This is a genomic window from Streptomyces parvulus (assembly GCF_014648855.1).
Taxonomy (GTDB): Bacteria; Actinomycetota; Actinomycetes; order Streptomycetales; family Streptomycetaceae; genus Streptomyces; species Streptomyces parvulus.
In genome coordinates, this window is sequence record NZ_BMRX01000007.1 from 168,420 (window position 1) to 180,498 (window position 12,079).

The window sequence follows — 12,079 nt, forward strand, 5'->3', positions numbered from 1 at the left end:
CGCGGAGCGCCGTCAGGTCGGCGGGGTCAGGCCAGCGCCGGGCGGTCCAGGGCCAGGGTGCCCGCGTCCGCGTCGAGTTCCGCCGGCACGCCGAAGGGAATGGTCAGCGCCCCTTCGCCGTGTCCGAAGCCGAAGTCCTCGACGACCGGCACGCCGAGGCCGCCGAGCCGGTCGGCCAGCACGGGCCGCAGCCGCTCGTACGGCTCGCAGTCCTGCCAGGAGCCGAGCAGCACCCCGGCGACCCCGTCCAGCCAGCCGGCGCGGAGCAGCTGGGTGAGGCAGCGGTCGACGCGGTAGGCCTCCTCCCCCACGTCCTCCAGGCACAGCAGCCCGCCGCGCGCCGAGGGGCGGGCGTGCGGGCCGCCGAGTTCGGCGGCGAGCAGGGAGAGGCAGCCGCCGAGGGTGACGCCCCGCGCGCGGCCGGGGACCATCGGGGTGCCGCCGGAGGCGATCACCCGGACGCTCTCGGGCGCGAACAGGGTGGCCCTCAGGTGGTCCTGGGCCCGCGCGTTCTTGACGAAGTCGATCCCGGCGGCCATGGGGCCGTGCAGGGTGACCAGGCCGAGGCGAGTCGCGAACGCCTCGTGCAGCGCGGTGATGTCGCTGAAGCCGACGAAGACCTTCGGCCCGGCCGCGCGCATCGCGTCCCAGTCGAGCAGGTCGGCCATGCGCTGGGCGCCGTAGCCGCCGCGGGCGCAGAGCACGGCGTCCACGGACGGGTCGCACCAGGCGGACTGGAGGTCGGCGGCCCGGTGGGCGTCGGTGCCCGCGAGATAGTCGAGGGTGCCGTGCCGGTCCAGGACGTGCGGTGCCACGACCGGGTCGAGGTCCCAGCCCCGCAGGACGTCCAGGCCGGCCTGGAGCCGCTCCTCCGGCACGGGTCCGCTGGGCGCGACGACGGCCACCCGGGCGCCGGACGCGAGCCGGACCGGCCGGGTCGGCTGCGGCGGGCCGCTCACGGCTTCAGCTCCAGGACCGGGACGTCCGGCCGCTCCAGCCCGAAGACCTGGGCGTAGAGGGACAGCTCGGCCTCCAGGGCGCGCACCATGGTCTCCGCCCGGCGGAAGCCGTGCCCCTCGCCCTCGAAGGCGAGGTAGGCGTGCGGCACCCCGCGCCCGGCCATCCGGGCGAGGAAGCGCTCGCACTGCACGGGCGGGCAGATCACGTCGTCCAGGCCCTGGAGCAGCAGGAAGGGCGCGGTGACGCGGTCGGCGTGCTCGGCGGGCGACCGTTCGGCGTAGCGTTCGGGGACCTCGGCGTACGGTCCGATCAGTCCCTCCAGGTACTGGGACTCGAAGTCGTGGGTCTCGCCCGTGCCCCAGCCGGTGAGGTCGAGGATCGGGTAGATGACCGTGCCGCAGGCGTAGACGTCGGTGGCGGCCAGCGACGCGGCGGAGGTCCAGCCGCCCGCGCTGCCGCCGCGCACCGCGAGCCGCCGCCGGTCCGCGGTGCCCTCCTCGGCGAGGGCGAGGGCGACGGCCGCGCAGTCCTCGACGTCGACCACGCCCCACTGCCCGCGCAGCCGCTCGCGGTACTCCCGGCCGTGCCCGCTGGAGCCGCCGTAGTCGACCTCGGCGACGCCGATGCCCCGGGAGGTGAAGTAGGCGATCTCCAGGTCTAGGACGAGCGGGGAGCGGCTGGTGGGGCCGCCGTGCGCCCAGACGACGTACGGCGGCAGGGTGCCGTCGGGGGCGCGGCAGCCGGGGTGGTGCGGCGGGTAGAGGTGGGCGTGGACGTCGCGGCCGTCCGGGCCGGCGAAGGTGCGGATCTCGGGCCGGGGGTAGTACGCCGGGTCGACCGCGTCCTGGTGCGGGGAGCCGATCACGCGGGCCCGTCCGGTGCGGGCGTCCAGCTCGACGATCTCGTAGCCGCTGTGCGGTCCGGCGCCGACGGCGGCGACCCGCTCGCCGAGCACGGCCAGGGTGGGCGCGAACTCCGTCCAGGGTCCGGCGGCGTCGACGACCTCGCCGGTCTGCGGGTCCAGTATCCCGAGGACGGCGGCGCCCCGGCCGTGCAGGACGGCGATCGGGCCGCTGTCCAGGGGCGCGAACCAGCGCTGCCCGAGCTTCCACAGCGGCCCGCCGAACTCCTCGTCGCGGGCGCACAGGGGCTGCCCGTCGCGGTAGAGGTTCCACCAGCCGGTGCGGTCGGAGGCGTAGAGCAGGGCGCCGTCCGGGGCCCAGTCCACCTGGGCGACCGACTCCTCGGGGCCTCCCGCGACGGTGCGGGCGTCCTGGAAGGTCCCGTCGGGGCCGATGCCGGCGACGACCAGTTCGGTGCCGTCCCACGGCATACGCGGGTGGTCCCAGGCGAGCCAGGCCGCGCGCCGGCCGTCGGGCGAGACGCGGGGGCCGGTGACGAAGCGGTGGCGCTCACCGGTGAGTTCGCGCAGGGCCGCCCGGTCCTCGGCGGCCGAGCCGTCCAGCGGCACCGCGACCGGGACCCGGCGCACATCGGTGGGTCCTTCGCCGGTGAACTCCTCCAGGACGCACCACACCTCGCCGCGCTCCGGGCGCAGTTGCGGCTCGACCCAGCGCAGTCCGCCGCCGACCGCGGAGCGGGGCGTCAGCGGGCGCGGCGCGGCGCCGCCCGGCCGGCAGGCGTAGAGCCGCTGGTCGGCGAAGTGGACGAAGACCACCAGCGGACCGGAGTCGGTGGCGACGGCCGCCCACGGCCGGCCGCCGTACTCGATGACGCGGCTGCGCACGTTCCACGGGGAGGGCAGCACCTGCTCCTCGGTGCCGTCGGGGTGCCGCCGCACCAGGGTGCGCCGCCCGCCCTCGGCGGGCCGGGGTTCGGTCCACCACACCTCCTCGCCGACGAAGCCGACGTCGTCCGGCCGCCCGTCGTGGGCGGCGGCCAGGGCCGCGCCGACGGGCGAGGGCCACGATCCGTAGGCGAGAGTCCGCACCGGCTCCCCGATCTCCACCATCTCTCCAGCCTCTAGGCGGTACGCAGGAACCGGTCCAGGACCCGGACCCCGAAGTGCAGCGCTTCGACGGGGACGCGTTCGTCCACGCCGTGGAAGAGGGCCTGGTAGTCGAAGCCCTCGGGCAGCTTCAGCGGGGCGAAGCCGTAGCCGGTGATGCCGAGCCGCGAGAACTGCTTGGCGTCCGTGCCGCCGGACATGCAGTACGGCACCACGTGCCCCTCCGGGGCGAACTCCTCGACGGCGGCGCGCATCCGGGCGTACGTGGGTGAGTCCACCGGCGCCTGGAGGGCGACCTCCCGGTGGGCGAACTCCCAGTCGACGTCGGGCCCGGTGAGCCGGTCGAGGGTGTCGCGGAACTCGTCCTCGCCGCCGGGCAGGAAGCGCCCGTCGACGTGGGCGACGGCCTCTCCCGGGATGACGTTCAGCTTGTACCCGGCGTCCAGCATGGTCGGGTTGCTGCTGTTGCGGACGGTGGCCTCGACGAGCTTGGCGGCGGGGCCGAGCTTGGCCAGCAGCGCGTCGACGTCGTCGAGGTCGGCGTCGATGCCGTAGACGGCGGCGATCTCGGTGAGGGCGGCGCGCACGGTCGGGGTCAGCCGCAGCGGCCATTCGTGGTCGCCGATGCGGGCGACGGCGGAGGCCAGCCGGGTGACCGCGTTCTCCCGGTTGACCTTAGAGCCGTGTCCGGCCCGGCCGCGGGCGGTGAGCCGGAGCCAGCCGGTGCCGCGCTCGCCCGCGGCGATGGGGTAGAACTGCCGGCCGGCCCCGTCGTGGAAGGTGAACGCGCCGGACTCGCTGACGCCCTCGGTGCAGCCCTCGAAGAGCGGGGCGTGCCGGTCGGCGAGGAAGCCGGAGCCGTCCTCGGCGCTGGCCTCCTCGTCCGCGGTGAAGGCGAGCACGATGTCGCGCCGGGGCCGCACGCCCGCGCGGGCCCAGCCGCGGACGACCGCGAGGATCATCGCGTCCATGTTCTTCATGTCGACGGCGCCGCGGCCCCAGACGACGCCGTCGCGGATCTCCCCGGAGAAGGGGTGGACGCTCCAGTCGGCGGCCTCGGCGGGCACCACGTCCAGGTGGCCGTGGACGAGCAGCGCGTCGGCCGACGGGTCGGTGCCCTCGATGCGGGCCACCACGTTGGTGCGGTCCTTGGTGCGCTCCAGCAGCGTGGGCTCGATCCCGGCCTCGGCGAGCCGCTCGGCGGCGTACTCGGCGGCCGGCCGTTCCCGGCAGTCGCCGCCGCCCCGGTTGGTGGTGTCGATCCGGATCAGCTCGGAGGTGAACCGGACGACCTCGTCCAGTGCCCGCGCGTCGGTCCCCGTCTCCTCAGCCATACTGCTCCTCCACCGCCGCCGAGACGATCGTGGTGACCGCCTTGAACGTCCGGATCGTCTCGAACATGGTGTCGTGGGTGTACGCCACCTTCCGCTCCCCCACCCGCGCCACACCCGGCACCACGGTCGAGGCCGCCGCCAGGTGCTCGGCGTCGAACTCCAGGGCCACCGTGAAGGGGCCCCCGCGCACGGGCTCGTACCGCACCGCGAGCGCGGCCGCGTCCTTGGCCGCGGCCCGGATGTCGGCCGCGGTCCTGGCGGGCGTGCGGCAGACGGCCGCGTACCGCGACACGTGGTCCTTGACCGCGACCTTGCGTGCCTCGGGCGCGTAGCCGAGCGCGTCCTCGCAGGCCAGGTCGTCCCCGGTGACCAGCACGACCGGCACGCCGTACTCGGCGACGACGTGCGCGTTCAGCAGACCCTCGCTGGCCCGTACGTCGTTCAGCCAGACGCCCGTGATCTGGTTGGCGAGGTAGGTGTGCGCGAGGACGCCCTCCATCCCGGCGCCGGCGTGGTACCCGATGAACGCGATGCCGTCCACGTCCCCGTGCTGGACGCCCTCGACCATGGACAGCGCCTTGTGCCGACCGGTGAGCATCTCGGTCCGCTCGTCGAGCCGCTCCAGGAGCAGGTTGCGCATGCTCCAGTGGGCCTCGTTGACCAGCACCTCGTCGGCGCCGCCGTCGAAGAAACCGAGCACGGCCGCGTTCACGTCGGAGGTGAACATCGACCGGCACCGCTCCCACTGCGGCGTCCCCGGCAGCACGTCGGCCGGCCAGGTGACGCCGGTGGCGCCCTCCATGTCGGCGCTGATGAGGATCTTCATGACCAGGACGCTACATGCCGGTGAATGGGCTGGCCAGGGGCCACACGACAGCCAGTGGTCCATACCACTCGGGCGGCCTCGTCCGGCCGGCCGGAGCGCGCGCGGCGGTGTCGGGAACAGCCGGACCGGCCCGCGCCGTTGGATCCGGCGGAGAGACCGGGGGCGCCGCGCACCCGGAGCAAGACGTACCGACGCAGGAGGACTGCCTCATGACCGACCGGCCCTTGACGCTCATGGCCGTGCACGCCCACCCCGACGACGAGGCCACCGGAACGGGCGGCATCCTCGCGCGGTACGCGGCGGAGGGCGTCCGCACGGTCCTGGTGACCTGTACCGACGGCGGATGCGGTGACGGGCCCGGAGGCGTCAAGCCGGGCGATCCCGGCCACGACCCGGCGGCCGTCGCCCGCATGCGCCGTCAGGAACTGGACGCGAGCCGTGCGGCCCTGGGGATCAGCGATCTGGAGACGCTGGACTACGCCGACTCGGGGATGATGGGCTGGCCGAGCAACGACGCTCCCGGCTCCTTCTGGCGGACCCCCGTGGAGGAGGGCGCCGCCCGCCTCGCGGACCTCATGCGCCACTACCGGCCCGACGTGGTCGTCACCTACGACGAGAACGGCTTCTACGGTCACCCCGACCACATCCAGGCCCATCGCATCACCATGGCGGCGCTGGAGCTGTCCGGGCTGACCCCGAAGGTGTACTGGACGACGATGCCCCACTCGGCGATGCGGCGCTTCGGCGAGATCATGAGCGAGTTCCAGGAGGACGTGCCGGAGCCGGACCCGGCCGAGGCAGCCGCCCTGGCCGAGATCGGCCTGCCGGACGACCAGGTCACCACGTGGGTGGACACCACCGCGTTCAGCGACCGGAAGTTCGACGCCCTGGCCGCGCACGCCAGCCAGGGCGAGAACATCTTCTTCCTCAAGATGGGCAAGGAGACGTTCGCCGAGCTGATGGGCACGGAGACCTTCGTCCGGGTCCGGGACACCACCGGCGCGCCCCTCCCGGAGAACGACCTCTTCGCCGGCCTGCGCTGACCCGGCTCCCGGACCGGCCGCCCGCGCTACTCCGCCCGGGCTCCGGCGACCACCCAGGCCGACGGCAGCTCGACGCGGGTGCCCTCCCCCGTGTACTCCGTGGTGATCAGCGGCAGTTCGCCGCTCGCCAGCACGGTCAGTCCGGCGGCGTGCAGGTGCTCGGGCACCGCCTCGTCGGGGATCGCGCCGGGGGTGAGGCCGTGGCGCAGGACGGGGGCGAGCTTGGCGGGCGGGCCGTCGGCGGACCGGGCGAGGTCCGCGAGGACGGTGCCGGCCGCCTGGAGGGGCTCCACCAGGAAGGCGCGGCCGTGGCCGCCGAGGAGGGCGGCGAGGGCGTCGGCGAGGGGCTGCCGGTCGTCGGGCTCGCACTGGTGCAGTACGCCGCGCACGTAGACGTTGGCGTCGCCCAGCTCCGCGTGGAGCGACTCCGCCTCGGCCTTGTCGGCGGCGTCCAGCTGCCGGTACTCCGCCCGGCCCCCGGGGTCGGCGCGGCGGGCGTGGTCGAGGGCGGCGGCGGACAGGTCGGCGCCGACCACGCGCGGGAAGCGTTCGGCGAAGTAGCGGGTCTGGGTGCCGTTGCCGCAGCCGAGGTCGATCAGCGGCAGGGCGGGGTCGGTCAGGTGGGGCTCGAAGTGGGCGAGGTGGCGGCCGGCCGTCAGCATCGGCTCCGCGTCCCAGAACACCGCCCCCTGGCCACCGGGAGCCTCCTGCCAGAAGCCCTCCCAGGCGGCCCGGTACCGACTCGTCACGCTCATGCCCGTCTCCCCAGGTGCGACGACGTACGGCCCGTCGAGAGCGACGGGTGCGTACGGTGTATCGCGCCCCGTGCGCGGCCACAAGCGCCCGGCGCATTCCTTCACCGGACGTGCGAAACGTGCGCGGATCAGCGGCGGGGCAGGGTCAGTTCGCACCAGACGGTCTTGCCGGTCCGGGTCCGGCTCGCACCCCACTCGCGGGCCAGGGTGCTCACCACGCGCAGCCCCCGCCCGGCCTCGTCCAGCGGCCCGGCGGCCTTGAGCGCGGGCAGCTCGTGGTCGTCGTCGTCCACCTCGCACAGCAGCGTGTCCGCCCGCACCAGGCGCAGCACCACGGGCCGGGTGCGGGAGTGCCGCAGGGCGTTGGTGACGAGTTCGCCGACCAGCAGCTCGGCCGCGGCGGCCTGCTTTCCGAGGCCCCAGTCGTGGAGCTGCTCGCGGACCGCCGCGCGGGCCCGGCCGGCCTCCGCGGGGTCGAGGGCGAGCCGCCACTCGGCGACGGCGTCGGGCTCGACGCCGCGCAGCCGCGTCATCAGCAGGGCGACGTCGTCCTTGCGGCCGCCGCGGGCGCCGAGCGCGCGGATGACGGTGTCGCAGGCATCGTCCATGGACGCGGCCGGGTGGGCCGCGGACTCGCACAGGGTGGCGAGGCCGACACCGATGTCCTCGCCCCGCATCTCCACCAGCCCGTCGGTGCACATCACCAGCCGGTCGCCCGGCTCCACCGGCACCCGCACCGACTCGAAGGGCACCCCTCCGACGCCGATCGGCGCACCGGTGGGCAGGTCGATCAGCTCGCTGCCGCCGTCGGCGGCGCGCACCAGGACGGGCGGGATGTGGCCGGCGTTGGCGAGGTGGAGTTCCCCGGCGACGGGGTCGTAGACGGCGTACAGGCAGGTGGCGAGGTGGGTGTCGCCGAGCCGCTGGGCGAGGTCGTCGAGCTTGCGCAGCAGCTGGGCGGGCGGCAGGTCGAGGCCGGCCATGGTCTGCACAGCGGTGCGCAACTGGCCCATCATCGCCGCCGAGTTGAGCCCGTGGCCCATGACGTCCCCGACGACGAGGGCGGTGCGGGCGCCCGGCAGCTTCACCGCGTCGAACCAGTCGCCGCCGACGCGGCCGAGGAGGGTGCCGGGCAGGTAGCGGGTGGCGATGTCGCAGCCGGCCATGCGGTCGGGGATGTGCGGCAGCATGCTGTCCTGGAGCGTCTCGGCGACGTTCTCCTGGTACGTGTACATGCGTGCGTTGTCGAGCACGAGCCCGGCGCGGGCGGCGAGTTCGGCGCCGGTCACCCGGTCCATGTCGTTGAAGACGGGCCGCTCGGGATGGCGCAGCAGGATCATGAAGCCGAGGACGACCTGGCGTGCCTTGAGGGGCACGAGCAGCATCGACCGGCCGGTGATCAGCGGGCGGATGTCCCGCTTCTCGAACTGCGAGGCGACGGCGTGCCCCATCTCCTCGGTGACGCGCGGCACCAGGACCGGTTCGCCACTGGTCATGCACTGGAAGAAGGGGGTGTGCGCCGGGAAGGGCATGGCCTCGCCGACGGGTACGACGTCGTCCCAGCGGCCGGGTTCGTCGGTGTGCTCCAGGGCGACCCGGTGCCACATCGTCGTCGTGTCGGGCACGCCGTCGGGGAAGCCCTCGCCGGCCACGACCTGTTCGCGCAGATAGGTGCCGGCGACGTCGGTGAAGCGCGGGACCACCGCTCTGCTCACCTCGCCGATGGTCCGGGCGAGGTCGAGGGAGGTGCCGATGCGTCCGCTGACCTCGTTGAGGAACTCCAGGCGTTCGCGGACGGCGGCGTACTCCAGGTCCTCGGCGTCCTCGGCCTCGTCGCGCAGGTCGTCCGGGACCGGTTCGCCTGCGGCGAGCGCGCGGGCGGCCCGTTCGCGCCGCGCCTTGCGCTCGGCACGCCGGGGAACGCCCCAGTCGGGGGTGACGGGCACGCGATCGCTCTGGCTGAACTCCAGTACGGGATAGCCCAGTTCGAGGACCTGCGCGACGATGCGGGCGCTCTCGCCGACGCTCATGCTGGGCAGGATCTCGGGGAGGCGGCGGGCGAGTTCTTCGGCGCCGGGGAAGTCGGTGTGGAGGGCGAATCCGGGCGCGATCCGCTCCGCCGAGGCGGCCCCGGCGCCGCCGTCGGCGCGGTCCCCGCGCAGCCCCTCGGCGTCGGCGGCGAGCACCAGCAGCCGCTCGGGGCCGGGTCCCACCAGGGGGTAGGCCCACCAGAGCACGTCGACGCGGCGGGCGGCCGGCACGGTCAGCCGGGCCCGGCCCGCCGCCGGGTAGGAGAGGCGTCCGTCGAGGGAGGACTCCAGGCCGGGTCCGAGGCCGTCGTAGTCGGCGTACGCGTCGTAGGAGGCGTCGTCGGCGGCGGTTCCGGGGAGCACCCCGGTGACGGGCAGGAGGTCGGGCGCCGGACGGCCGACGGCCTCCTGTCTGGGCAGCCGGAACAGGCGCCGTGCGCCGCTGCTCCAGTGGGAGACCAGTCCGTCGCGGTCCACGACGACGACGGCCAGCGGGACACGGCCGGTCACGGGGTCGGGCGGCGGGGCGCCGCGTCCGGCCGGGCGGCCGTGAGATGTGTCCCGTTCGGTGCCATGGTCCATGGCGTCAGGCCCTCCCTGCCCACGGCTCCGCAAGATCTGAGTAGCCGTCACCACCGTACGGCGGCGCCCGGTGACCATGTGCCGCAACGGGGGAATTGGTGGCGCGCAAACGCACCGGCGCGCGCGCCCGCGCGCCGGTGGGCGGGTCTCAGTCCTCGTGCCCGAGCTGGAGGTCGCGCTCGGTGCGGCCGCCGCCGGCCACCTGGAGCACGGTGGCGACCGGCGGGTATCCGGCCGCGATGACCGTGTACTCGCCGGACGAGAGGTCGACGAACCGGAAGGTGCCGTCGGGGCCGGTGGTCAGGGTGTCGACGACGTTGCCGGCCGCGTCGAGCAGGGTCACGCGCGCGTCCTCCACGACGCGTCCGCCGCTCGCCCGCACGGTGCCGCGCAGCACGGCGCCGCCGGCCAGTTCGACGTCCTGGCGGGTCTCGCGGGAGGCCTGGACGCTGACGGGCAGGGCGGCCGGGCGGAAGGCGGGCGCGCTCGCGGCGAGGGTGTACTCGCCGGCCACCAGCTCGGTGATGACGTACCCGCCCTCGCGCCCGCTGCGGGTGGTGGCGACGACCTCGCCGTGGACGTTGGTGAGGGTGACGGTCGCGTCGCGCACGGGGCTGCCGTCGGCGGTGAACACGCCGCCCGCCAGGCGGCCCGCGCCGCCGAGGACGACGTCCAGTTCGACCGGGCGTTCGCCGACGGTCACGGAGACGGCCTGCGGCTGGTGGCCGCCGGCCGCGGCGATCAGGACGTACGCGCCGGAGCCGGGCGTGGCGAGGGCGTAGCGTCCGTCGTCGCCGCTGGCGCCCCGGCCGATCTGCTGTCCGCCGACGTCGATGAGGGTGAGCGCGGCACGGGGTACGACGGTGCCGTCGGGGTGCTGCACGGTGCCGCAGACGGGGATGCCGCCGGCATACGGCGCGCGGGCCTGCGGGACCTGGGCGGTGGACTGCGCGGTCTCCGGCTCGGTGACGGGGGTGTTGTGGGACACCAGTGGTTTCTCCTTGAGGAAGAGGGCGATGAGCAGTCCGAGGACGAGCACCGGCACCAGGTAGAGGAAGATCCGCGGCATGGCGTCGGCGTACGCCCCGATGTAGGCGTCGCGCAGCGCCGGGGGCAGGGAGTGGACGAGCTGTGGGGTGATGGCCTCGGCGTCCGGCAGTCCGGCCCCGGCCTCGGCGGGGACGCGGTCGGCCAGGGCGTCGGTGAGCCGGTCGGCGAAGAGGGTGCCGAAGATGGCGGCGCCCACGCTGCCGCCGATCTGCCGGAAGTAGTTGTTGGCGCTGGTGGCCGTGCCGAGGTCGGCGGGGCGCACGGAGTTCTGCACGGCGAGGACCAGGACGGGCATCACCATGCCGATGCCGGCGCCGAGGACGGCCATCCAGATGCTGTAGTTCAGCCGGGAGGTGTCCTCGTCGAGCCGGGAGAGCAGCCACATGCCGACGACGGACAGGGCGCTGCCGAGGATCGGGTGGGAGCGGTAGTGCCCGGTGCGGCTGATGAGCTGCCCGGAGGCGATCGAGGCGACGACGATGCCGCCCATCATGGGCAGCATCAGCAGCCCGGACTCGGTGGCGCTGGCGCCGTCGACCATCTGGAGGAAGGTCGGCAGGTAGCTGGCGGCGCCGAACAGGGCGACGCCGACGACGAGGCCGACCAGGCCGGTGACGTTGAAGACGGAGTCCCGGAACAGCCGCAGCGGGATGATCGGTTCGGGCGCGAAGCGCTCGGCGACCAGGAAGAGGACGGTGGACGCGGCGGCTCCGGCGGCGAGTCCGAGGATGACCTTCGAGCCCCACGCGTACTCGGTCCCGCCCCAACTGGTCAGCAGTACCAGGCAGGTGGAGGCCGCGGCGAGCAGCAGGGCGCCCAGGACGTCCAGGCGGGCCTTGACCCGTGGCCTGGGCAGCTTCAGGACGACGGCGACGACGGCCATGGTGACGAGGCCGAACGGCACGTTGATGTAGAAGCACCAGCGCCAGGAGAGGTGGTCGGTGAAGTAGCCGCCGAGCAGGGGGCCGGCCACGGAGGCGAGTCCGAAGGCGGCGCCGATCAGACCCATGAAGCGGCCGCGTTCGCGGGGCGGGACGATGTCCGCGATGATCGCCTGCACGCCGATCATCAGGCCGCCCGCGCCGACGCCCTGGACGGCGCGGAAGGCGATCAGCTGGTCCATGGTCTGCGCGCGCCCGGCGAGTGCGGACCCGACGACGAAGACCAGGATGGCGAACTGGAAGACGCCTTTGCGTCCGAAGAGGTCGCCGAGCTTGCCGTAGATCGGCAGGCCGACGGTGGAGGTGAGCAGGTAGGCGGTGATCGCCCAGGACATCTTGTCCAGGCCGTGCAGCTCGCCGACGATCTTCGGCAGCGCGGTGGCGACGATCATCTGCTCCAGCGCCGCGAGCAGCAGCGCGAGCATCAGTCCGACGAAGACCAGACGCACCCGGCGCGGACTGAGCGCCGCGTCCGGCTCCGGATCGGGCGTGGGTGGCAGCGGTGGCGCCTGGGGCGCGGTGACCGGCTCGTCCTGCACCAGAGTGATCCCGCCCACGTCCCGCTCCCCTCGTCACACCTGCTCACAAT

At 74.4% G+C, this 12,079-nt stretch carries 8 protein-coding genes; 1 reads left to right on the forward strand and 7 read right to left on the reverse strand.

Annotated features, from left to right (window positions below; genetic code table 11):
- Positions 1 to 26 precede the first annotated feature (26 nt).
- The 4 genes from IE108_RS14985 to IE108_RS15000 are packed head-to-tail and all read right to left on the reverse strand — an operon-like array spanning position 27 to position 5,089.
- Positions 27 to 959: a S66 peptidase family protein gene (locus IE108_RS14985; RefSeq protein ID WP_064730624.1), complete on the reverse strand. Its 933-nt coding sequence runs from the start codon at positions 957 to 959 to the stop codon at positions 27 to 29.
- On the reverse strand, positions 956 to 2,932 hold the full coding sequence (locus IE108_RS14990; protein ID WP_229851823.1) for a prolyl oligopeptidase family serine peptidase: 1,977 nt from the start codon (positions 2,930 to 2,932) through the stop codon (positions 956 to 958). The genes IE108_RS14985 and IE108_RS14990 overlap by 4 nt, the downstream gene beginning before the upstream one ends.
- 11 nt (positions 2,933 to 2,943) lie before the next feature.
- A complete protein-coding gene (locus IE108_RS14995; protein WP_064730623.1) occupies positions 2,944 to 4,263 on the reverse strand; it encodes a M20/M25/M40 family metallo-hydrolase in 1,320 nt (439 codons plus the stop codon).
- Positions 4,256 to 5,089, reverse strand: a complete 834-nt coding sequence (locus IE108_RS15000; protein ID WP_064730622.1) for a M55 family metallopeptidase — start codon at positions 5,087 to 5,089, stop codon at positions 4,256 to 4,258. The genes IE108_RS14995 and IE108_RS15000 overlap by 8 nt, the downstream gene beginning before the upstream one ends.
- Before the next feature lie 209 nt (positions 5,090 to 5,298).
- Here IE108_RS15000 and IE108_RS15005 point away from each other — a divergent pair, with 209 nt between their 5' ends.
- Complete coding sequence (locus IE108_RS15005; protein ID WP_064730621.1) at positions 5,299 to 6,132, forward strand: PIG-L family deacetylase; 834 nt, start codon at positions 5,299 to 5,301, stop codon at positions 6,130 to 6,132.
- 26 nt (positions 6,133 to 6,158) lie between these two features.
- Here IE108_RS15005 and IE108_RS15010 read toward each other — a convergent pair whose 3' ends face one another.
- The 3 genes from IE108_RS15010 to IE108_RS15020 all read right to left on the reverse strand — a co-directional run bounded on the left by IE108_RS15010 (position 6,159) and on the right by IE108_RS15020 (position 12,047).
- A complete protein-coding gene (locus tag IE108_RS15010) occupies positions 6,159 to 6,887 on the reverse strand; it encodes a class I SAM-dependent methyltransferase (RefSeq protein ID WP_064730620.1) in 729 nt (242 codons plus the stop codon).
- Between the two features lie 128 nt (positions 6,888 to 7,015).
- On the reverse strand, positions 7,016 to 9,499 hold the full coding sequence (locus IE108_RS15015; protein WP_064730619.1) for an ATP-binding SpoIIE family protein phosphatase: 2,484 nt from the start codon (positions 9,497 to 9,499) through the stop codon (positions 7,016 to 7,018).
- A gap of 148 nt (positions 9,500 to 9,647) precedes the next feature.
- Complete coding sequence (locus tag IE108_RS15020) at positions 9,648 to 12,047, reverse strand: MFS transporter (protein ID WP_064730618.1); 2,400 nt, start codon at positions 12,045 to 12,047, stop codon at positions 9,648 to 9,650.
- Between the last annotated feature and the right edge of the window lie 32 nt (positions 12,048 to 12,079).